Below are 21835 nucleotides of genomic sequence, written 5' to 3'. Positions count from 1 at the left end.
GATGCCTATTATGATACCTAACGTAATGTGAATGGCATGAATAGTGCTTCTTTCATAATGCGAGCTTTCTCCAAAGCTATACTTCTCCTCCCTTATGGGTGCGTTTAACGCACCCGTTTTTTTGCCTGTCGATCTTACTACGAAACAGTAGCCGAGCGATAAAATGCCAACCCATGCTTATTCCATGCGGAGGAAATGCTCGCGATAATACTTGAGTTCATCGATTGATTCGTAAATATCTGCCAGCGCCTCGTGCTTGCTGCTCTTTTTGAAACCTGCAATCAAAGCAGGCCGCCAGCGACGAGCCAGCTCCTTGAATACGCTGACATCCAGGTTGCGGTAATGAAAGTAGGATTCAAGCTCAGGCATGTATCGCGCCATAAAGCGCCTGTCCTGACAAATGGAATTACCACACATGGGGGACTTGCCTGTAGGTACAAATTCCTTGAGGAACCCTATCATTTGTGCGGCAGCAGCAGCCTCATCCAATGTAGAAGCCTTCACCTTTTCAATAAGGCCGGAACGACCATGAGTTCCCTTATTCCAAGCGTCCATGCCATCCAGCACCGCATCCGATTGATGCACCACCAGCACGGGTGACTCTGCCAGAACATTGAGTTGTGCATCAGTGACAACCGCGGCCAGCTCCAAAATGCGGTCGCTATCTGGTAGCAAACCGCTCATTTCCATATCCAGCCATATGAGATTGTCGTTGTGTTGTGACATAATGATTTCCATTAAAATGTGATTGCATGCAAAGTTAGGTGAACCTTCCACCGCTTTAGTGCTTCAAAATAAACACAACATTCTAACTTAAAACAACCAAAATGATGGCTACCGACCTGACTATCCTCTTTGCATCACTGCTTGTGCTGACTACAGCCATTCGTATCTGGCTGGGCCGCCGCCATGTCAGTTATATTCAATCTCACCGCAACCAGGTGCCTGCAGCATTCAGCTCGACAATCAGCCTGGATGCCCACCAGAAAGCAGCTGACTACTCTGCGGCCAAGACCCGCACTGCCTTGCTGGAAACTGCGGTGCAAGCCTTGCTGTTGGCTGCACTGACCATAGGGGGGGGGCTGCAGCTGATTGACGATGTCTGGAGGGGTGTATTGCCACAGCACGACATCATACGAGGAGCACTAGTCATACTCAGCGCGCTTCTGGTCAGCAGCCTGATAGACCTGCCATTTGATTACTATCGTACTTTTGTTGTAGACCAGCACTTTGGCTTCAACAAGATGACACCAGCCATGTATTTCATCGACATGATCAAACACAGCATTGTGGGCTTACTGCTTGGTGCCCCCCTGTTGTTCGCAGCACTCTGGCTCATGCAAGGTGCCGGCGATTACTGGTGGCTTTACCTCTGGATAGTGTGGAGTGCCTTCAACCTGTTGATGCTGGCAATCTATCCGACTTTCATCGCGCCTTTATTCAATAAGTTTTCCCCCCTGACTGATGAGTCATTGAAAGTGCGCATAGAAGCATTGCTCACCAAGTGCGGCTTCAAGTCCCAGGGACTTTTCGTCATGGACGGCTCTACCCGCAGCAGCCATGGCAATGCTTACTTCACTGGTTTTGGTGCCAGCAAGCGTGTCGTATTCTTCGATACGCTCCTGGAACGCCTGGATACAGATGAAATTGAGGCTGTGCTTGCACACGAGCTTGGCCATTTCAAACACAAGCACGTCATCAAGCGCATCGCCCTCATGTTCTTCGTCAGCTTTATCGGACTGGCAGTGTTGGGCTGGTTGACGCAGCAGGAATGGTTCTATGCTGGACTGGGCGTTGCCCAAGCCAGTGACTACATGGCCTTGCTGCTGTTTCTTCTGGTCAGCCCGGTATTCCTGTTCCTGCTACGCCCATTGCTGGCTGGCTATTCTCGAAAAAATGAGTTCGAGGCTGATGAGTATGCGGCCCAGAACGCGGATGCACGTTACCTGGTTGAAGCATTGGTCAAGCTATACCGCGACAATGCGTCAACTTTGACGCCAGACCCTCTGCATTCGGCATTTTATGATTCACACCCACCAGCCAGCATACGCATTGCCAGGCTGGCTGCATTCACCGCCCGCTGATTTTGTCTGCCCAATTATCAAGTGGCCTCGTAGTCGCCTCATATGGCAAGCGCTACGGGGTGGAGCTGGATGATGGTAGGCAGATTAGCTGTGTAACACGCGGCAAGAAAACCGATCTTGCCTGCGGGGATCGTGTCGGAATCAAGCTCACTGATAGCAATGAAGGGGTGGTGGAAAAACTTGAGCCCAGACACAGCCTGCTTTATCGCAGCAATAGCTTCCGCAGCAAAATGCTGGCCTCGAACGTCACGCAAGTGGTCATTGTGCTCGCCACCACGCCTAGCTTTTATGAAGAACTGCTCAATCGCTGCCTGATTGCTGCAGAAGCAGCGGGCATCCGTGCCGTGATCGTGCTGAACAAATGCGATATAGGCGACAACAGTGACGCGCTAGAGCGTCTTCAGGACTATGCCAAACTTGGCTACATTATCCAGCCTTTATCAGCCAAACAGGATATTTCACCGCTTCGCCCCTGGCTGCAAGAGCAAACAAGTGTATTGGTTGGACAATCCGGCATGGGCAAATCCACTATTGTGAATGCCCTGCTTCCTGGACAACAAGTGCGCACACAAGAGGTGTCTACAGTGCTTGATAGCGGCAAGCATACCACCACGGCCGCCCATCTTTATCACCTCGATGCCCATAGTCAACTGATAGATTCGCCAGGGCTACAAGAATTTGGCTTGCATCACCTGAGCGCAGATCAACTGGAACATGCATTTATCGAATTCCGGCCTTTCCTGGGGAAATGCCGCTTCAATAATTGCCGACATCTCAAAGAACCTGATTGTGCCTTGCAGCAAGCCGTCATCGACAGTCACATTCCGGCACGGCGTTTGGGTTACTATCAGCAATTAAGGCAAGAAATGCAGTGAAAACTGCCCTGATATCCCATCCTGATACTCTGCTTCACGTGATGGATGGGAAACACCCGGAGTCGCCAGCCAGAATTACCGCCATCATGGATGCGCTGGCGCATAAGCAAATCCTAACCAGGCTACAGCGCCATGAAGCACCACTGGCTACAGACGAACATCTGTTGCGAGTGCATAGCGCATCCTATGTAAAATATATTCGCGAACTTTCCCCTCTGGCAGGTACTGTACGACTTGATCCTGACACCGCCATGGGCCCCATGTCGCTCCAAGCCTGCTTGCATGCGACGGGTGCCGCGATTCTTGCCACTGACTTGGTCCTGGGGGAAAAAGCGGGCAACGCTTTCTGCTGTGTGCGCCCTCCAGGCCATCATGCTGGCAAGGCAAGGGCGGCAGGCTTTTGTATTTTCAATCATGTGGCCGCAGGAGTAGCCCATGCACTGTCAGCACACCAGTTGAAACGGGTCGCCATTATTGATTTTGATGTGCATCACGGTGATGGCACTGAAGATATATTCAAGGATGATGAGAGAGTCATGCTGTGTTCTACTTTTCAGCACCCTTTTTACCCCCATCGGGGAGCAGATACGCGCACTGACCGCATGATCAATGTTCCATTGGCCGCCAATAGCGATGGGGAAGAGTTCCGCCAGGCGGTGATGGATAATTTTGCGCCGGCACTGAAGCATTTCAGGCCCGAAATGATCTTTGTTTCCGCGGGTTTTGATGCACATCAGGACGACCCTCTGGCAAGGCTTGGCCTGACGGCAGAAGACTATACCTGGATGACGGGATTCATTATGGACACTGCAGCGCGCTATTCAAAACATCGAATAGTGTCATTGCTGGAAGGCGGCTATCACCTACCCGCACTCGCAGAAAGCGCCAGCATGCATGTAAGCACCCTAGCAGGCATTTAATCGGAAACCAGCAAGCCTCATAAGCATCCAGGCTTTACTGCTATAATCGCGCCATGCAAATCACCACCCGTCTTGAATTCGATGCAGGCCATCGCATTCCCAGTCACAAGAGCCAGTGCCGGAATCTGCACGGCCACCGATATGCCATGGAAATTACCTTGTCCGGCGACATTATCCAACAGGAAGGTTCTTCAGATAATGGCATGGTCATGGACTTCTCCGATGTGAAAGCCATTGCCAAGCGGGCAGTAGTGGAGGTATGGGATCATGCATTCCTGGTTTACCAAGGCGATGCACAGGTGTTGCAATTCCTGCAAAGCCTGCCTGACCACAAAACTGTAGTGTTCAACACTGTACCTACTGCAGAAAACATGGCCGCAGAGGCATTCCGCATACTCAAGGCAGAATACCATGATACCTATGGCACCCATCTCAAGCTGGAACGTGTACGGCTCTACGAAACTCCCAATAGCTGGGCAGATGCATTAGGCTAATAGGCAATTACCCTGCTCAACCAAGGATTATTTATTGGGTCCAGACACAAGCACCTCCTTTGGCAAGGGCTTGCAGGTATTGCTCATGCTCACCCTGCTCCGCTTCATTAGCAGCCAGGACTACCAGTGGCTTGTTACGCTTCAAAACAACCTCACCATGCGCATCTGAACCCGTCCCCTCCAGCATATCGATCATCAGACTTTCCTGGCCTCGCGTCATGGCCATATAGACATCAGCCAGCAGCTCCGCATCCAGCAAGGCGCCATGCAAGGTGCGGGTGGAATTGTCTACACCAAAGTGACGGCACAGGGCATCCAGGTTATTTCTCTGTCCGGGACGCATCTCCTTGGCCATCTTCAGTGTATCAATGATTTCATTAACGCTATGCTCTATGTTCCGCTGCTCAATCCTGCCTAGTTCGGCATTCAGAAAGCCGATATCAAATGGCGCATTATGGATGATGAGGTCAGCTCCCGCGACAAAACTCAGGAATTCCCCTGCAATATCCTGGAAGCGTGGCTTATCCTGCAGGAACTCCAATGTAATGCCATGAACTTCCTGTGCCGCAGCATCTATCTCCCGGTCAGGATTGAGGTAGACATGAAAGTGATTATTCGTCAGGCGGCGATTAACCAGCTCTACCCCGGCAATTTCAATGATTCGATGACCCTGGGCGTGGTACAGCCCGGTGGTTTCAGTATCGAGGAAAATTTGTCTCATCTGCTTCCTTAGGCAACGACTTTGCCAAGCACTTGATCTACGCCTTTATTGGCAAGTTCATCCGCACGTTCATTGCCTACATTTCCGGCATGGCCCTTGACCCATTTCCACTCGATCTTGTGCTGCTGCACCAGCGCATCCAATTGTTGCCACAAATCAACATTCTTTACCGGTTTTTTATCGCTGGTTCGCCAACCCCGTGCTTTCCACCCATGCACCCACTCGGTGATTCCTTTCTGAACATAGACGGAGTCAGTAAAGATTTTCACATCGCATTCACGTTTGAGAGCTTCCAGCGCACGAATCACTGCCGTCAGCTCCATGCGGTTATTGGTGGTCAATAACTCACCACCCCACAATTCCTTTTCATGCCCCTCAAATGCCAGCCAGGCACCCCAGCCCCCGGGGCCAGGATTCCCCTTGCATGCCCCATCGGCATAAATCTCGATATAACTATTGCTCATGCTTTTTTTGTGTATCCGTTCTTTGTGTAGGTGCTGGCAGCAAATTGGCATTAAGCCTGGGTTTTTTCCAGGCCGGCTTGATCAGGCGCATGCCCAGCACGCGTTTTTTGGCAACGACGAAGTATACTCCTCCCATCATAGGCCACAATCTTGCGCCCAGCCGCTCCACCATGCTATAGCGACCCAGCCAGGAAGCGCTTTTGAATGGTGGCATATGGCAGGTCATCCTGGAGTCCACTATCTCGAAATCCAGCAATGCCAGCCAGTCCTTGATCCGCATCAGGCTTAAGAAATTGGCATCCCATGGGTAAGTACCATTTTCACTCGCCAAGCGCCTGATCCCCCAAGTGCTTAGTGGGTTGAACCCACTGATCACAATATGCCCCTCAGGTACCATGACACGGGCAGCCTCGCGCAAGGTTTGGTGAGGGTGCTCGCTAAAATCCAGGGTATGGGGCATGACGACCAGGTCCAAGGTATTTTCCGGCAATGGAAGCTTGTGGGACTCGCACTGTACAGCTCCCGAGGAAACACTGGCATGGAACTTGTAGGGGATACGGGAATTTTGCAACAGATTCAGTTCCAACATGCCAAATTGCATGGCGTTGAAACCGAAAATATCATGCACGGCCTCATCGAACAACAGCTGTTCTTGTTCCTGCAGATATTTCCCCAGCGGAGTTGCCAGCCATTGCTCTAGGTTGTCTATTGACATTCAGGCCTCAAAAACAAATGATTATTCGGATGAACAAACAAAACGCGCCACGGATGCTGCCATGCTAGAAATTATCCCGATTCCTGCATTTCAGGACAACTATCTCTGGCTGCTGCATAGAAAAAACCATGCTGTCGTCGTTGATCCTGGGGATGCTGCCCCTGTGATCGCGGCTCTGTCAGCTGCATCCCTCACGCTAGATACCATCATTATCACCCATCACCATGCTGATCATATTGGCGGCGTTGAGACATTGATGCAATATGCGCCCCAGGTTGCAGTCTACGCACCCGCCAAGGAACAATACAAATTTAACCATTATCCGGTGCAAGCCGGCGATATAGTAGTCCTGCCCACACTTGAATTACAGCTTGAAGTGATAGAAGTCCCAGGACACACCCTAGGACATGTAGCTTATTACGGGCAACAAATGCTGTTTTGCGGTGATACCCTGTTTGGTGCAGGCTGTGGCCGATTGTTCGAAGGCACCCCGGAACAGATGTATGAATCTTTACAGAAACTGGCTGGATTGCCAGCTGGCACCAAAGTCTATTGCGCCCATGAATATACAGAACACAACCTAAAATTTGCCATGACCCTCGAGCCGGGTAATCCGGATTTGGTAAAACGACAGCATGAAGTATCCCTAAGCAGAGCACGACAGATGCCGACATTGCCATCAACCCTGGCATTAGAGCTTGCCACCAATCCATTTCTGCGTTGTAATCAGCCGCAAATCCAACAGGCGTCAGGCAGCAAAAACCAGGATCCAGCTCAAGTATTCAGTGCAATTCGTCAAATGAGAAACCATTTTTAATCATTTATATACTTACTATATTTCAAGTAGCATCTTTATTTAGGTCATGGACTTGACGCTCTATTCATTGATTCGATACTATCCTAGCACTCTAAAGCCATCCGAGAAGTACGAATGACTGTAAAGTCCCTGCTGAAGCTGGTATTGCTGGCCTCCCCTGTTTTTGCCACTCCCGCAGTGCTTGCCGACACCAATGTGGCAGGCGATGAAATCGTCATCCTCGGAGATTATCCTGGCGATGCCCTTTCCCATTACCTGCCTGATAGCGGCGTGATCGGCAATAGGTCAGTCGACGATCCTGAACTGGTTGCCTTCGACCTGTGGCATCGCATCAAGGATGGATATGGCATGCAGGAATTGCAGTCTCCATATACCAGCAGCCACGAGGCTTGGTATTCTTCACGCCCGGACTATGTCAAGCGGATGGTCGATCGCAGTCAACGCTACCTCTACCATATCGTAGAGGAAGTGCAGAAACGCGGCATGCCAACCGAGATTGCGCTGCTGCCCATGATAGAGAGTGCATTCAACCCGCAGGCCTTATCACGAAGCAGTGCTTCCGGTATCTGGCAGTTCATTCCCTCTACTGGCAAGAACTTCGGCTTGAAACAGGATTGGTGGGCAGATAATCGCCGTGATGTAAGAGCTGCTACCAACGCTGCCTTGAACTACCTGCAAAAACTATATGTCATGTTTGGTACCTGGGATTTGGCGCTGGCTGCCTATAACGCCGGTGAAGGCACAGTCAGCCGGGCCATTGAACGCAACCGTAGCCGGGGCTTGCCAACTGACTACCAAAGCCTGGAACTCTCCGATGAAACACGGAATTATGTTCCCAAGCTGCAGGCAGTGAAAAACATTATGACCAATCCACAGCACTATGGCCTGAATATTCAAACCATCCCCAACCGGCCCTATTTCACAAAAGTCACTGCGCCCCAACAAATAGATGCACGAGTAGCAGCGGAACTTGCAGAAATTTCATATGAAGAATTCACCTCGCTCAACCCAGAATACAACAGGCCTGTTCTGACGGCTTCAGGCAATGTGCATGAAATACTGTTACCGATTTCTGCCGCTGAAACCTTTAATAGTAACTTGTCAGCCTATGACAAACCTTTGGTCAGCTGGCAAACCTATCATGCCAAACGAGGCGAGCGCATGGACCAAATCGCCCGCAAATTCGGCATAGATCAAACCAAGCTCATTGACGTAAATGGGCTTGTGTCCAGCAAACAAATCATCAAGAGCAACATGCCCATTCTGGTGCCGGTCAAGATGGATACTGACACCGATGCCGTAATTGCCGTGGCTGACCATAGACAGATTGATTTACCCGGCACATCAACCTCTGCAACCAAGAGTTTCAAGCATACGGTCAAGAGCGGCGAAAACATTTATCTCATTGCCAAGCGATACGGCCTGACCTCCCAGCAGCTCATATCTGCCAACGGATTGAAATCCAGCACCTTGAAAGCTGGCCAAACCCTGGACATCAATACCACTTCCGCTTCCAAAGTTGCACTGAGTGCTGCCAGTGGCAAAAAAGTAGTAAAAAGCCATTATGTAGTCAAACGTGGTGATACCCTGGACAGCATTGCCCGTAAATTTGATGTGCAAAGCAAGGATCTCAAACGCTGGAATAAACTGACTGGATCGCATATCACCCCCGGCAACAAACTGACAGTGTCACCTCCCGACGAGGCTTAATACCTCTCACCTATGCACTCTATCAAACACACTCTTTTACCTACACTGTTGCTTGCCTGCGTCATGCTGACCTCATGCGGCAAGACACCCATTGGCAATACGGTAGATTTCAGTGTTGAATATCCGCCCGAAGATGGCGGTACCATGATAGATGCCACTCGCGGAGAGCCGGGCGGACTGATTACCATGATTGCAGGAGAAGCCGCAGCTTCGGCAGTGGCCCAGAACATATTCAGCAGTTTGCTGCGCTACGACAAAAACCTGGAATTCGAGGGTGAGCTGGCAGAGTCATGGCAAGTGTCGCCTGACCAGAAAACCATTACTTTCAAGCTCAAGCCCGACCTCAAATGGGCTGATGGCAAGCCGCTGACCAGCGCAGACATCTTGTTCACTTGGAAGCTGGTCACTGATGACAAGACACGCACCCCTTACGGTTCAGACTACAAATTGGTAGTACGCGCAGAAACTCCCGACGCACGTACATTCAGGGTCACTTATGCGGAGCCTTATGCCCCGGCCGTCAATTCCTGGGCAGGTCTACAGATACTGCCCAAGCATTTGCTGCAGGGCCAAGACATCAATAACACACCGTTCGCAAGAAACCCGGTCGGCAGTCATTACTACAAGTTGGAAAAATGGCGTAGCGGTGAACAGATATCGCTGGTGCGCAATCCACTTTCAACCCAAGGACCAGCCAGAATAGAACGTTTGGTGAGCCGATTTATCCCGGACGAAGCTTCGCAATTCCTGGAGCTCATGGCCAATAACATAGACACCATGATCCTCAATCCGGTGCAATATGCCCGGATCTTCCCTGCCCGCCCAGAGCTGGAACAAAAATTCGGCCTCTATAAGGAACTGGGCAACAGTTATACCTACTTGGGATTCAATCTCAAGCACAAACCTTTTGATGATGTGCGCGTGCGCAAAGCCATCAATTATGCAATTAACAAACAAGAGTTGATAGACGGGGTGCTACTCGGCCTGGGAGAGCCAGTGTCATCCCCTTACAAGCCCGGAACACGCTGGACTAATCCCAACCTTGCCCCATATTCGTACGACCCCGAAAAAGCCAGGGAGCTGTTACGCCAGGCTGGTTTTAAAGACAGTAATGGAGACGGCATACTTGAGCGTAATGGTAAACCCTTGTCTTTTGAGATACTGACCAATCAGAACAAGCAACGTGAAATGAGCGCGGTCTTGATCCAGCGGCGCCTGAAGGAAGTCGGCATCGATGTCAGGATCAGGGTGTTGGAATGGGCCAGCTTCATTGGCCGCTTCATCAAGACTGGTGATTTCGATATGGTGGTATTGGGCTGGAGTCTGGCGATAGATCCTGATCAATACAATATTTGGCATTCATCCCAACAGGCGCCGGGACAATTCAACTTTATCGGCTACAACAACTCGCGTGTTGACCGTTTGCTGGAAAAAGGCCGCATGGAACTGGACCCTGACAAGCGCATGAAAATCTATCACGAGTTCGCACAGATTCTCCAGGAAGAAAGCCCGATTGTTTACCTGTTTGCAGGCTACGGCCTGCCGGCCATACATAAACGCATCAAGGGTATAGATAATCCTGCTCCACCTGCTGGTATTGGACATAACTCGCAGGAATGGTATATCCCAAAACCATTACGCCGCACAGAGATCAGTCAGTAAACGATATGCTTAAATACCTGCTACAGCGCCTGTTCTGGATGGTCCCGCTGCTGATAGGCATCAGCCTGGTGTCATTTCTCATCATCCATCTGGCACCTGGAGACATCACTACCACTGAATCTGGTTTTGACCCCAAGGCAAGTGAAGAGTCCCGGCAAAAATTGCGTGAAATCTACAATCTGGACAAGCCCGTGATTGTCCAGTATGGGTTATGGCTGCAACGCATGGTCAAGATGGATTTTGGTACTTCTTTTGCATCACACCAACGCCCTGTCTTCTGGCAAACCAAGGACAAAGAGGGCAATGTCACACCAGGCATGATTCAAGAGGCCCTGCCCATTACCTTGTTAATCAACGTACTCAGCCTGGCCCTCATTCTCGTGATTGCGCTGCCGCTCGGTGTGGTATCCGCATTGACACAGAATCGAGCGCCAGACCGGGCAATTACCCTGTTTGTCTTTGTTGGATTTGCCATACCCGGATTCTGGCTAGCCCTGCTCATGATGTACTGGACTGGCGTAGTGCATGACTGGCTCCCGATTTCCGGCTTGCATAGCCAGGGAGCTGAATCAATGAATTGGTTTGCACGCGCCCTGGATACCCTGAAGCACCTAGCCTTGCCTGTCTTCATTTCGGCGCTCAGCGGCCTGGCGGGGATTTCGCTCTTTGTACGTAACGGTATGCTGGATGTGCTGCATCAGGACTATATCACCACGGCCCGGGCCAAGGGTCTTCCAGAAAATACCATCGTCTATGGCCATGCGCTGCGCAATGCACTCCTGCCATTGATCACCATTCTCGGCCTTTCCATCCCAGGACTCATTGGCGGCTCTGTCATTGCCGAATCTATTTTTGCCATCCCTGGCATGGGCAAGCTGTTTTACGATGCTGTGCTGATGCGTGACTTCCCCGTGATCATGGGCATCCTTACCATAGGATCCGCATTAACCCTGCTTGGTAATCTGCTGGCAGATATCGCCTATGCCTGGGCTGATCCTCGTGTGCGTCGTGGAGTCATGCAATGAAACGTGCCTTGTCCAATCCTCTGGCACTGTCAGGATTCATCATCATCAGTATGATTTTTCTGCTGGCCTTGTTTGCGCCTCTGATTGCGCCTTTTGATCCTGATGCCATTGATGTGAAAGCCATTTTGCTCGAGCCTTCATCCTCCCACCTCATGGGCACGGACGGCCTCGGTCGCGATGTCTTTTCTCGCATGCTCTATGGCGCACGCATTTCCTTGCTGGTAGGGCTTGTCGCGGTGGGCATTGCAACCTTCATCGGCATCATACTCGGCGCTATCTCGGGTTATTACCGTGGCTGGGTAGATGTCGTTATTATGCGTACCGTAGATGTCATGCTATCTATCCCCACATTTTTCCTGATCCTGGCAGTGATCGCATTCCTCACACCTTCTATCTGGAACATCATGATCGTGATTGGCCTCACCTCATGGATGGGCGTAACGCGACTGGTACGCGCAGAATTCCTGAGCTTGCGTAGCCGCGAATTCGTCATGGCGTCGGAAACGCTGGGAGCAACTGACAAAAGACTGATTTTCAAGCACTTGCTGCCAAACAGCCTGACCCCGGTGATTGTCAGTTCAGTACTGGGGGTGGCCAGTGCAGTATTGATCGAGTCAGGGCTCAGCTTTCTGGGATTGGGAGTACAGGCACCACAGGCATCCTGGGGCAATATTCTGACAGACGGCAAGGAATATATTCAATTTGCCTGGTGGTTATCACTCTTCCCCGGCCTGGCCATACTGATTACCGTGCTGGGTTACAATCTGTTCGGTGAGGGTTTGAGGGATGTATTTGATCCCCGCTCATCCAGAAATAGATAAATCTCCAGGTTTTTAGCTCTATTCAATCCTCAAAATGTCCATTTCTTCGATGTGAAAGAAACCATATGGGATTTCTAGCAGGAAAACGTGCACTGATTGTCGGACTATTAAGCGATCGCTCCATTGCCTACGGCATTGCCGCTGCCATGAAGCGTGAGGGAGCTGAGATTGCCTTCACTTACCAGAAAGAGAAATTCCAGGACAGGGTCCGTAGCCTGGCTGCCGAACTAGGCTCCAATATAGTGTTGCCTTGCGATGTAGGCAGTGACGAACAGATTGAAGCGCTATTCACTGCCCTGCGCCAGCATTGGGACAAGCTCGACATTCTGGTGCACTCTGTTGCATTTGTACCAAAAGCCGCCTTGGATGGAGATTATCTGGATAGCGTCACCCGCGAAAACTTCCAGATTGCGCACGATATCAGCTCCTATAGCTTTACCGCGTTGGCCAAGGCTGCAATGCCAATGATAGCCGGCCAAAATGCCAGCCTGCTCACCGTCAGCTATCTAGGCGCAGAACGCACACTGCCCAATTACAATGTAATGGGGGTTGCCAAGGCAAGCCTGGAAGCCAACGTGCGCTATATGTCGCAAAGCCTTGGCCCCAAGGGTATCCGTGTCAATGCAGTCTCTGCAGGCCCGATACGCACATTGGCAGCTTCGGGAATTACCGGTTTCGATGATCTGGTCAGATTCAATGAAAAACATGCGGCATTGCGCAGAAGTGTCACCATCGAAGAAGTAGGAAATGCAGCTGCCTTTCTTTGCAGTGACTTGGCATCAGGAATTACTGGCGAGATCACTTATGTGGACGCAGGCATGAATATCACTGCAGTAGGGACGATAGATTAGCAACAGACCGATAAAGTTTTCATCGAAGTAACCGCAATAAAATAAAAAGGCAGCTGGAATTTCCAGCTGCCTTTTTTACAGTACTCAATCTTGATAATGGATGGTAAGGTAACTATTCCAAAATCAAGGATTAGCTTGGTCCGCAGTCAACAACTGATTATTGATCTTGATTTTGCTCTTCTGCTTGAGCGATTTGATATACGCACTTCTGTACTCAGCTGCCAATGCTTGCTGGATATCAGCCTTGGCTCCAGCCTTGGCCTCATCACTTTCTGCCACATCATTAACGGCAGTGACTTTGACCACCAGATATCCACTCTTGTCCGCTACACCAGCGTAGGCAGGTAACTTGCCGACATTAGCCTTGAATGCAGTAGAGACTGAAATATCTGTCAGGCTTTGCGGGTTCTGGCGATCCACAGTCACAGGCGCAGTCCAGTCCAGATTAACCATTTTTCCTTCGCGCAAACCAGCAAGTGCAGCCTCACCCTTTTCACGTGCCAGCTTGGCAGCTTTTTCCTGTTTCAGAAAGTCTTCAATCGCTGCCTTTACTTCATCAAAGGTACGTGCAGCCGCAGGTTTGTAATCTACAACACGTGCTGACAACAAGTTATTAGGCGAAACCTCAATAGCTTCAGTATTGCGCTTGTCTTTCAAAACCTCATCGCTGAACACCATGTCCATCAATTTATCGTTTTTAAAGAATTTGGCGCCATCAGCACGGCTCAACCAATCGCTGGTTTGAACCTGCATGCCAAATGCCTTGGCTGCAGGCTCCAGACTATCAGCCTGTTCATACACCATATTGCTGAAGTTTTCAGCTTGCTCGGAAAACTTTGCCAGCGCTTTTTGATAAAGCAGTTCTGCACGAATCTGGCCTTTAACCTCATCAAAAGACTGCCCGCTCCCTTTTATCTCTGTCAACTTGATAATATGGTAGCCAAAGTCAGATTCCACCAGATCACTGACTGTTCCAGGCTTCATAGAAAAAACGGCATCTTCAAACGGTTTGACCATAGCGCCTGGGCTGAACAGGCCAAGATCACCCCCCTTATCTTTAGAGCCAGGATCTTGTGAATATTGCTTGGCCAATGCCTCAAACTGTTCTGGATTTTTCTTTACCAATGCCAGCACTTCAGCAGCCTTGGTTTTTGCCTGCTGCTTGGCTTCTGGCGTGGGGCTAACGCCAAATCCAATCAGTATATGACTGGCTCGCCGCTGTTCATCACCCTGGAATTGGGCAGCATTTTGTGCATAATAATCTCTGGCTTCATCATCAGAAACCTGTTGGCCGGATATCAATGCATTTGCAGAAAGCAATACAAAATCCAATTTGACCTGTGCAGGTACCTTGAATTTTTCCTGATGTTCAGTGTAATAGGCCTTAACATCTTCTGGCGTCACCCTGGCCTGGGCAATAAAGTCTGCGGTTTTGATCTCGGACACACTGACTTCGCGCGATTGATGCTCAACTTGAATTGCATGATTTGCCACTGCCGAAGGCAAGAATGCCAGCGCAGACAATCCCTCACGAGCCTGCAGGGTCAACAGATCTCCCTTGATATCACTCTCGAACTGGGATGGCGTACGGCGACGCTCCGCTAGAAACTGATCGTAAAGTTGCTGGGAGAATTTACCATCCTGCTGAAACTCAGCTTCGCTGGTAATGGTATGGACAAGTTGCTCATCGCTCACCACAAAATTGGCGCGCTTGATCTCAGCTGCCAATAATCTGCTTGCAACTAGTTGATCTACGACTGCCTGCTTGATTTCAGGACCATCAATCACAGACGCATCTACTTTACCTTGGCTTTGCAAACGGTTACGCAAATTTTGCAGGGCATTACTGTACTCCTGCACAGTAATTGAGTCGCCATTCACTTTTGCAACAGCAACGTTAGATCCTGCATCACGCAAATAACTGTCAACCCCTACCAGTGCAAATGGGATGGTGATGGCAGCCAGTATTACCTTTGCCAGCCACCCTTTTGAACGATCACGAATTGCTTCCAACATAACGGTACGCCTTATTTATTTTCAATATCGGGAAAAGCCATCAGTTACTCAAATACGAGTAAACCTAACCTTTGAATATACCATATTAAGTAATCGACGAGATACCAAGGAAGGCTATTGAAAACATGTATTAAGTGGAAACGGGAAGATTTCTGAGGGAGAAACAAAAAAGCGAGCCCTAAGGCTCGCTTTTTTCTTGGCGGAGTGGACGGGGCTCGAACCCGCGACCCCCGGCGTGACAGGCCGGTATTCTAACCAACTGAACTACCACTCCTAAACTTTGCGTTGCTTTCTCCAAAACTCAACGACTTTTCGCCGGAAATGGTGGGTGCTGACGGGGTCGAACCGCCGACATTCGCCTTGTAAGGGCGACGCTCTACCAACTGAGCTAAGCACCCTGCCTAACCAACGAAGACCGCTAGTTTACAGCATCCTTGAGCGCTTTACCAGCTCTAAATTTAGGAGAATTGGCAGCCTTGATCTTGATAGTGGCTCCAGTACGAGGATTACGACCATTACGTGCAGCACGCTTACCGACATAAAAGGTACCAAAGCCGATCAGGGTGACGAGATCACCCTTTTTCAAAGCCTTGGTGATTGAAGCAGTTGTTGCATCTAAAGAACGACCTGCAGCAGCTTTGGAAATACCCGCAGCTTTAGCAATTTGATCAATCAGTTCAGACTTGTTCACCTGTAATCCCCTTTCGACATTGTTTTAGAAACAGGGGCGAAAAGACCCTGTGCCCTGCTTTATATCAAGTGGGAAAAGCTCATGTCAAGCTTTTCCCTTCTAGCTTCAGCCACCTAGCTCAATGTTTTGTGACCGAGGAAGACTTGGGCGCTTTGCCCTTGGGTTCAACTTCCCCAACAACTGCCTCTCCATCATCCGCCTTCGGTATACGCTCCAGAGCCAATTCAAGAACCTCGTCTATCCACTTAACAGGATGAATATCAAGGTGATTCTTGATGTTGGCAGGAATATCCGTGAGGTCTTTTACATTTTGCTCAGGTATTAGCACGGTCTTGATTCCGCCGCGGTGTGCCGCCAACAGCTTCTCCTTGAGTCCACCGATAGGCAATACTTCACCGCGCAAGGTAATTTCACCTGTCATCGCCACATCAGCGCGAACCGGGATATTGCTCAGCACAGATACCAAGGCTGTTGAGATGGCAATACCCGCACTTGGGCCATCCTTGGGCGTAGCCCCTTCTGGCAAGTGAATGTGGATATCGTTCTTTTCATAGAAATCTTCCGCGATTCCTAAACGCTTGGCGCGATTGCGCACTACGCTCATGGCAGCCTGTATCGACTCCTGCATCACTTCGCCGAGCTTGCCAGTGGTAATCACCTTGCCTTTACCCGGCAATAATACAGATTCGATCGTCAACAGCTCACCACCCACCTCGGTCCAAGCCAGACCTGTGACCTGGCCTACTTGGTTATCCTTGGCAGCAACGCCATAGTCAAAGCGTTGTACACCCAGGTATTTTTCCAGATTCTTGGGAGTTACAGTGATCTTACGGGCTGAAGCACTTGCAGATTTCGCCTTGGTTGTCAGTATTTCCTTGACCACTTTACGGCAAATCTTGGATATCTCCCGGTCAAGACTGCGCACCCCTGCTTCACGCGTGTAATAGCGCACCACATCGCGAATGGTTGCTTCAGAAACGCTTATTTCAGTCTCTTTCAGCCCATGTGTCTTCAACTGCTTGGGCAGCAGATAACGCATGGCTATGTTTACCTTCTCATCTTCCGTATAGCCAGCCAGGCGAATCACTTCCATACGGTCCAGCAATGGTCCGGGAATATTCAAGGAATTGGCAGTAGCCACAAACATCACGTCAGACAAGTCATACTCGACCTCTACATAATGATCGACAAAGGTATGATTTTGCTCGGGATCCAGCACCTCAAGCAATGCTGAAGAAGGATCGCCACGGAAATCCTGTCCCATCTTGTCGACTTCATCAAGCAGGAATAATGGATTTCTGACGCCTACCTTGTTCATACTCTGCAGTATCTTGCCTGGCATGGAGCCAATGTAGGTACGGCGATGACCTCTGATTTCAGATTCATCACGCACCCCTCCCAAGGCCACGCGCACAAACTTGCGATTCACCGCCTTGGCAATACTCTGCCCCAGGGAAGTCTTACCAACACCGGGAGGACCAACCAGACAAAGGATCGGTGCTTTTAGCTTGTCTACACGTTGTTGCACGGCAAGATATTCAACGATACGCTCCTTGACCTTTTCCAGTCCGAAGTGGTCCGCATCCAGAATATCCTCAGCAATACCCAAGTCACGACTGATCTTGGTCTTTTTTCTCCAAGGCAGGCCAACCAACGTTTCAATATAATTACGCACCACTGTCGCTTCGGCCGACATCGGTGACATCATCTTGAGTTTTTTCAATTCTGAATTAGCCTTGGCCAGCGCATCCTTGGGCATACGGGCTTCACTGATACGCTTCTCGAGCTCTTCGATGTCTGCGTTTTCGTCCTGCTCTCCCAACTCCTTCTGGATCGCCTTGACCTGCTCGTTGAGGTAATACTCACGCTGGCTTTTCTCCATCTGGCGCTTGACCCTGCCACGGATACGTTTTTCCACCTGCAGAATGTCAATTTCTGCTTCCAGCAAGCTCAAGAGATGTTCCAGGCGTTCGGAAACACTGAACATCTCAAGAATCTTCTGCTTCTCTTCCAGCTTCAATGTCAAGTGCGCCGTAATAGTGTCGGCCAAGCGACCAGCATCATCTATAGTAGCCAAAGAGGTCAAAATTTCTGGTGGAATCTTCTTGTTCAGTTTGACGTACTGATCAAACTGGGTAAATACAGTGCGCATCAAGGCCTGAGTTTGGCTGTCATCTCCCGCAGGACTCTCGATTTTTTCTGCCTTGGCAGCAAAGCACTCCTCGGTTTCAACAAACTCGAGCACTTTGGCGCGATGCAAGCCTTCAACCAGCACTTTGACCGTACCATCAGGCAATTTAAGCATCTGCAGGACTGTCGCCACAGTACCTACATCGTACAAGTCTTCGGCATCTGGTTCATCCTTGTTGGGAGATTTCTGTGCCACCAGCAAGATTTGCTTATCCTGCTCGGATGCAAGCTCCAGAGCTTTAACTGATTTTTCACGACCGACAAACAAAGGAATGACGAGATGGGGATAAACCACCACATCTCGCAAGGGCAATAATGGTAACAAGCCAGATTCCTGGGAGAAAACCGGTAGGGATTGTTCTGTCATGGAGAAACCTTAAGGTTGGCAGCAGCTGGCAACATGCCAGGCGCTTTGTACATCTATGGGGACTACCCATTGGTGCTTCAAGTACCAATGGGTAAATTCTCACATAAAAAAGGCTGCAAAGCAGCCCTTTTTAACTTGATTCAGCTTGCAGTTTCGAGCCTTGGCTCATCTGCATAAATCAATAATGGAGGAGCATCGCCGCGGATAACTCCCTCATCAACCACCACCTTGCTCAGGTTGGGTAGCGAGGGCAGGTCATACATGATTTCCAGCAAGGAATGCTCCATGATGGAACGCAGGCCACGAGCACCGGTCTTGCGCTCCAGTGCTTTTTTCGCAATCAGATTTAATGCAGCTTCCCGGAATTCAAGGTCGACACCCTCCATCTTGAACAATTTGGTATATTGCTTGGTCAGTGCATTCTTGGGCTCAACCAGAATTGTCACCAAGGCCGCCTCATCCAATGACTCCAGTGTAGCAATCGCAGGCAATCGACCAACAAATTCCGGAATCAGGCCGAACTTGATCAAGTCTTCCGGCTCAACATCCCGCAGAACCTCGCCAATTGCCCTAGCATCATCCTTGCTCTTGACCTCAGCACCAAAACCAATCCCGCCTTTTTCGGAGCGACGTCGGATGACTCTGTCCAAACCATCAAATGCACCGCCACAAATAAAGAGGATATTTGTCGTATCCAACTGGACAAACTCTTGGTTGGGGTGCTTGCGGCCACCTTGAGGCGGCACGGAAGCGACAGTACCCTCAATTAGCTTGAGCAAGGCCTGTTGCACACCTTCACCAGACACATCCCGCGTAATGGAAGGGTTATCAGACTTGCGGGATATCTTGTCGATCTCGTCGATATAGACAATACCACGCTGTGCTTTTTCTACATCATAGTCGCACTTTTGCAGCAACTTTTGCATGATGTTTTCAACATCCTCGCCGACATAACCAGCCTCGGTCAGAGTGGTCGCATCAGCCATCACAAAAGGCACGTCCAACAACCTGGCCAGGGTCTGGGCCAAGAGGGTTTTGCCAGAGCCAGTCGGACCAATCACCAGAATGTTACTCTTGGCGATCTCAACATCGTCTTTTTGTGTGCTTTGATCCAGGCGTTTATAGTGGTTATAAACCGCTACCGCAAGGTTTTTCTTGGCTTGGGTCTGACCAATGACATATTGATCAAGAATAGCGCAAATTTCCTTGGGAGTCGGCAACTTACCACTCTTGGGTTTGAGGCCGTTTTCATCCTGAATTTCTTCACGAATGATGTCATTGCACAAGTCGACGCACTCATCACAAATAAAAACGGATGGGCCAGCAATCAGTTTCCTGACTTCATGCTGACTTTTGCCGCAAAACGAGCAATAAAGTAATTTTTCGCCCTCGGCTTTTGTAGTCATCAAGCTATCCTAAATTAACTAAGTGTCTGCGCACTATCTTATGCGGCATCCGCACGGCTGGCAATAAGCTTATCCACCAAGCCATAAGCTACTGACTGCTCGGCACTCATAAAGTTGTCACGGTCTGTATCCAGCGCAATTTTATCTACCGGCTGACCAGTATGGGTAGCCAGAATATTGTTGAGCTTCTCACGCAAATAGAGAATTTCCTTGGCATGGATTTCAATATCAGAAGCCTGACCCTGGAAACCACCAAGCGGCTGGTGAATCATAACCCTGGAGTTGGGCAGGCAGAAACGCTTGCCCTTCGCACCGGCGGTCAGCAGCAAGGCGCCCATGCTGGCAGCCTGACCTATGCACAAAGTACTGACATCCGGCTTGATAAACTGCATGGTGTCATAAATTGCCATACCGGCAGTGACCGACCCACCAGGAGAGTTGATGTAAAAAGAAATATCCTTATCTGGATTTTCCGCCTCGAGAAACAATAACTGCGCCACCACCAAGTTGGCAGTCGTGTCATTCACTGGGCCTACCAGAAAAATGATGCGCTCCTTGAGGAGCCGTGAGTAAATGTCATAGGAGCGCTCACCACGACCACTCTGCTCGACGACCATGGGAATATATCCAAGTCCCTGGGGTTCGAACTGGCTTTGTACAGTAGCATGGTTATTAATGATCATTAGACATTTCCCATGAGGTCGTCGAATTTGACTTTTTTGTCTGCCACTTTGGCGGACTTCAGTACCCATTCAACGATATTTTCTTCGGTCGCCAGGGCTGCTGGCTCATCAAGCCGCTTCACGTCAGCGTAATACCATGCCACCACATCGGCCGGGCGCTCGAAGCTTTGAGCAAACACGTCAACCATGGCACGAACCTGGTCTGCGTTGGCCTGCAGGCCATTGGCATTCACCAGTTCAGACAAGATCAGGCGCAACCTAGCATTACGCTGAGCCTGTTCTTCAAACATTGCAGGTTCCAGATTAACATTGGAGAGATCCACACCACGCTGCTTGAGGTTGTTTTCTGTAGCTTGGATCAGGCGGCCGATTTCAGCGTTGACAAACGCCTTAGGCACCTCAAGGGTGCTATTGTCCAACAATGCCTGGAATGACTGCTCCTTCAACTTGGTGCGAACACGCTTATCAACCTCCTGTTTGAGGCTAGCGGTGATTTCCTCTCGCATTTTCTCAACATCACCATCTTCAACACCGAGGCTACGCGCAAAATCAGCATCAAACTCTGGCAGCTTCGCCTGTTCAACGCTATTGAAAGTCACATCATAGCTTACTGTTTTTCCAGCAAGCTGTTCTGGCTTGTGATCTTCAGGATAAGCTACTTCGAACACCTTGTTGCTGCCAACCTTGCTACCCGCCAATTCGCTTTCGAATGCAGGGAAACGGCCACCCTCACCAATCACCAAATCCAGGCCATTGGCATCAGTGCGCTCAACTTCCGCGCTATCAATCGATGCAATCAGACTGATATTGATTTTGTCACCCTTTTTGGAAGCACGCTTGACTGGCTCGAATGTCGCGCGTTGGCGCAACAATACATCAATGGTTTTTTTGACGTCAGCCTCACCGATTTCAAGTACCGGGCGCTCAATCTTCACCTTGCTGAGATCAGCAACACTGACTTCAGGGAATACTTCAAATGTTGCAATGTATTCAATCTTGCCATCCGATTCAGCATATGGCTTATGCTCAATATTGGGATAACCTGCCACGCGCAGTTTATTTTGCTCTACAGCATCATTGAAGCTACGCTCAACCGCATCAGACAACACTTCATTGCGCACTTGCGCACCATATTGCTGGCGCACGAGCCCCAAAGGCACTTTACCTGGACGGAAACCAGGCAGCTTGACTGTGCGTGCCATGCGATTAATGCGCTGAGCCACTTCTTCTTCCAGTGGTTGCACTGGTACTGAAACCGTCATACGGCGCTCAAGATTGCTGATGGTTTCAACGGTTGCTTGCATCTGCTGTATTCCTTAAATC

General features: G+C 49.9%; 20 protein-coding genes and 2 tRNA genes. 10 read left to right on the top strand and 12 right to left on the bottom strand.

Going from position 1 to position 21835, the window contains the following annotated elements:
* Positions 1-177: 177 nt before the first annotated feature.
* Positions 178-726 carry an oligoribonuclease gene (gene orn / locus LG200_RS04845; protein WP_226756453.1) on the bottom strand — a complete coding sequence of 183 codons (549 nt, stop codon included), beginning with the start codon at positions 724-726 and terminating at the stop codon, positions 178-180.
* Between the two features lie 104 nt (positions 727-830).
* On the opposite strand from orn, the gene LG200_RS04840 reads away from it, so the two are divergent.
* Genes LG200_RS04840 through queD form a run of 4 tightly spaced genes read left to right on the top strand, consistent with a single transcriptional unit; the run spans position 831 to position 4373 of the window.
* Positions 831-2084 (top strand): M48 family metallopeptidase, encoded by a 1254-nt coding sequence (locus LG200_RS04840; RefSeq protein WP_226757305.1) that lies wholly within the window; start codon positions 831-833, stop codon positions 2082-2084.
* Between the two features lie 2 nt (positions 2085-2086).
* Positions 2087-2959: a ribosome small subunit-dependent GTPase A gene (rsgA, locus tag LG200_RS04835; RefSeq protein ID WP_264193805.1), complete on the top strand. Its 873-nt coding sequence runs from the start codon at positions 2087-2089 to the stop codon at positions 2957-2959.
* Positions 2956-3879 (top strand): histone deacetylase family protein, encoded by a 924-nt coding sequence (locus LG200_RS04830; RefSeq protein ID WP_226756452.1) that lies wholly within the window; start codon positions 2956-2958, stop codon positions 3877-3879. Before rsgA ends, LG200_RS04830 begins: the two co-directional genes overlap by 4 nt.
* Before the next feature lie 53 nt (positions 3880-3932).
* Positions 3933-4373, top strand: coding sequence for a 6-carboxytetrahydropterin synthase QueD (queD, locus tag LG200_RS04825; protein ID WP_226756451.1), 441 nt, complete (start codon positions 3933-3935; stop codon positions 4371-4373).
* A gap of 31 nt (positions 4374-4404) precedes the next feature.
* On the opposite strand, the gene dnaQ is transcribed toward queD, so the two are convergent.
* Genes dnaQ through LG200_RS04810 form a run of 3 tightly spaced genes read right to left on the bottom strand, consistent with a single transcriptional unit; the run spans position 4405 to position 6273 of the window.
* A complete protein-coding gene (dnaQ, locus tag LG200_RS04820) occupies positions 4405-5094 on the bottom strand; it encodes a DNA polymerase III subunit epsilon (RefSeq protein ID WP_226756450.1) in 690 nt (229 codons plus the stop codon).
* Positions 5095-5102: 8 nt separating this feature from the next.
* The gene (gene rnhA, locus LG200_RS04815; RefSeq protein WP_226756449.1) at positions 5103-5558 is read right to left on the bottom strand and encodes a ribonuclease HI; all 456 of its coding nucleotides are present in this window, start codon (positions 5556-5558) and stop codon (positions 5103-5105) included.
* Positions 5548-6273 (bottom strand): class I SAM-dependent methyltransferase, encoded by a 726-nt coding sequence (locus LG200_RS04810; RefSeq protein WP_226756448.1) that lies wholly within the window; start codon positions 6271-6273, stop codon positions 5548-5550. The genes rnhA and LG200_RS04810 overlap by 11 nt, the downstream gene beginning before the upstream one ends.
* A 61-nt stretch (positions 6274-6334) precedes the next feature.
* Between LG200_RS04810 and gloB the strand changes: the two genes are divergently transcribed.
* The 6 genes from gloB (at position 6335) to LG200_RS04780 (ending at position 13159) form a co-directional block, all read left to right on the top strand.
* Positions 6335-7090 carry a hydroxyacylglutathione hydrolase gene (gene gloB, locus LG200_RS04805; RefSeq protein WP_226756447.1) on the top strand — a complete coding sequence of 252 codons (756 nt, stop codon included), beginning with the start codon at positions 6335-6337 and terminating at the stop codon, positions 7088-7090.
* 114 nt (positions 7091-7204) lie between these two features.
* Positions 7205-8800 carry a lytic transglycosylase gene (locus tag LG200_RS04800; RefSeq protein WP_226756446.1) on the top strand — a complete coding sequence of 532 codons (1596 nt, stop codon included), beginning with the start codon at positions 7205-7207 and terminating at the stop codon, positions 8798-8800.
* A 12-nt stretch (positions 8801-8812) separates the two neighbouring features.
* Positions 8813-10462 carry a peptide-binding protein gene (locus LG200_RS04795; protein ID WP_404809786.1) on the top strand — a complete coding sequence of 550 codons (1650 nt, stop codon included), beginning with the start codon at positions 8813-8815 and terminating at the stop codon, positions 10460-10462.
* Positions 10463-10467: 5 nt separating this feature from the next.
* A complete protein-coding gene (locus LG200_RS04790; protein WP_226756445.1) occupies positions 10468-11487 on the top strand; it encodes an ABC transporter permease in 1020 nt (339 codons plus the stop codon).
* A complete protein-coding gene (locus tag LG200_RS04785) occupies positions 11484-12308 on the top strand; it encodes an ABC transporter permease (RefSeq protein WP_226756444.1) in 825 nt (274 codons plus the stop codon). Before LG200_RS04790 ends, LG200_RS04785 begins: the two co-directional genes overlap by 4 nt.
* Before the next feature lie 65 nt (positions 12309-12373).
* Positions 12374-13159 (top strand): enoyl-ACP reductase FabI, encoded by a 786-nt coding sequence (locus LG200_RS04780; protein ID WP_226756443.1) that lies wholly within the window; start codon positions 12374-12376, stop codon positions 13157-13159.
* Between the two features lie 123 nt (positions 13160-13282).
* Here LG200_RS04780 and LG200_RS04775 read toward each other — a convergent pair whose 3' ends face one another.
* The 8 genes from LG200_RS04775 to tig all read right to left on the bottom strand — a co-directional run bounded on the left by LG200_RS04775 (position 13283) and on the right by tig (position 21816).
* Entirely contained in the window at positions 13283-15175 is a 1893-nt protein-coding gene (locus LG200_RS04775) for a SurA N-terminal domain-containing protein (RefSeq protein WP_226756442.1), read from the bottom strand.
* A 197-nt stretch (positions 15176-15372) separates the two neighbouring features.
* Positions 15373-15449 (bottom strand) — tRNA-Asp (locus LG200_RS04770).
* A 48-nt stretch (positions 15450-15497) separates the two neighbouring features.
* Positions 15498-15573: transfer RNA gene (locus LG200_RS04765), tRNA-Val, on the bottom strand.
* Between the two features lie 20 nt (positions 15574-15593).
* A complete protein-coding gene (locus LG200_RS04760) occupies positions 15594-15866 on the bottom strand; it encodes an HU family DNA-binding protein (RefSeq protein WP_226756441.1) in 273 nt (90 codons plus the stop codon).
* A 118-nt stretch (positions 15867-15984) separates the two neighbouring features.
* Complete coding sequence (gene lon / locus LG200_RS04755; protein WP_226756440.1) at positions 15985-18423, bottom strand: endopeptidase La; 2439 nt, start codon at positions 18421-18423, stop codon at positions 15985-15987.
* A gap of 140 nt (positions 18424-18563) precedes the next feature.
* On the bottom strand, positions 18564-19829 hold the full coding sequence (clpX, locus tag LG200_RS04750) for an ATP-dependent Clp protease ATP-binding subunit ClpX (RefSeq protein ID WP_226756439.1): 1266 nt from the start codon (positions 19827-19829) through the stop codon (positions 18564-18566).
* Positions 19830-19867: 38 nt separating this feature from the next.
* Positions 19868-20512 carry an ATP-dependent Clp endopeptidase proteolytic subunit ClpP gene (gene clpP, locus LG200_RS04745; protein ID WP_226756438.1) on the bottom strand — a complete coding sequence of 215 codons (645 nt, stop codon included), beginning with the start codon at positions 20510-20512 and terminating at the stop codon, positions 19868-19870.
* On the bottom strand, positions 20512-21816 hold the full coding sequence (gene tig / locus LG200_RS04740; protein WP_226756437.1) for a trigger factor: 1305 nt from the start codon (positions 21814-21816) through the stop codon (positions 20512-20514). The genes clpP and tig overlap by 1 nt, the downstream gene beginning before the upstream one ends.
* Between the last annotated feature and the right edge of the window lie 19 nt (positions 21817-21835).

It is taken from the genome of Methylobacillus caricis (genome assembly GCF_020532705.1).
Taxonomy (GTDB): Bacteria; Pseudomonadota; Gammaproteobacteria; order Burkholderiales; family Methylophilaceae; genus Methylobacillus; species Methylobacillus caricis.
The sequence above is the reverse complement of the archived record's forward strand: the minus strand, read 5'-3'. Positions and strand labels throughout refer to the sequence as shown.

Bases quoted from the DNA above. Each gene is read 5' to 3' on its own strand.
- orn (WP_226756453.1), bottom strand. From the start codon at position 726: ATGTCACAACACAACGACAATCTCATATGGCTGGATATGGAAATGAGC.
- LG200_RS04840 (WP_226757305.1), top strand. From the start codon at position 831: ATGGCTACCGACCTGACTATCCTCTTTGCATCACTGCTTGTGCTGACT.
- queD (WP_226756451.1), top strand. From the start codon at position 3,933: ATGCAAATCACCACCCGTCTTGAATTCGATGCAGGCCATCGCATTCCC.
- dnaQ (WP_226756450.1), bottom strand. From the start codon at position 5,094: ATGAGACAAATTTTCCTCGATACTGAAACCACCGGGCTGTACCACGCC.
- rnhA (WP_226756449.1), bottom strand. From the start codon at position 5,558: ATGAGCAATAGTTATATCGAGATTTATGCCGATGGGGCATGCAAGGGG.
- LG200_RS04810 (WP_226756448.1), bottom strand. From the start codon at position 6,273: ATGTCAATAGACAACCTAGAGCAATGGCTGGCAACTCCGCTGGGGAAA.
- gloB (WP_226756447.1), top strand. From the start codon at position 6,335: ATGCTAGAAATTATCCCGATTCCTGCATTTCAGGACAACTATCTCTGG.
- LG200_RS04800 (WP_226756446.1), top strand. From the start codon at position 7,205: ATGACTGTAAAGTCCCTGCTGAAGCTGGTATTGCTGGCCTCCCCTGTT.
- LG200_RS04795 (WP_404809786.1), top strand. From the start codon at position 8,813: ATGCACTCTATCAAACACACTCTTTTACCTACACTGTTGCTTGCCTGC.
- LG200_RS04790 (WP_226756445.1), top strand. From the start codon at position 10,468: ATGCTTAAATACCTGCTACAGCGCCTGTTCTGGATGGTCCCGCTGCTG.
- LG200_RS04785 (WP_226756444.1), top strand. From the start codon at position 11,484: ATGAAACGTGCCTTGTCCAATCCTCTGGCACTGTCAGGATTCATCATC.
- LG200_RS04780 (WP_226756443.1), top strand. From the start codon at position 12,374: ATGGGATTTCTAGCAGGAAAACGTGCACTGATTGTCGGACTATTAAGC.
- LG200_RS04775 (WP_226756442.1), bottom strand. From the start codon at position 15,175: ATGTTGGAAGCAATTCGTGATCGTTCAAAAGGGTGGCTGGCAAAGGTA.
- lon (WP_226756440.1), bottom strand. From the start codon at position 18,423: ATGACAGAACAATCCCTACCGGTTTTCTCCCAGGAATCTGGCTTGTTA.
- clpX (WP_226756439.1), bottom strand. From the start codon at position 19,829: ATGACTACAAAAGCCGAGGGCGAAAAATTACTTTATTGCTCGTTTTGC.
- clpP (WP_226756438.1), bottom strand. From the start codon at position 20,512: ATGATCATTAATAACCATGCTACTGTACAAAGCCAGTTCGAACCCCAG.
- tig (WP_226756437.1), bottom strand. From the start codon at position 21,816: ATGCAAGCAACCGTTGAAACCATCAGCAATCTTGAGCGCCGTATGACG.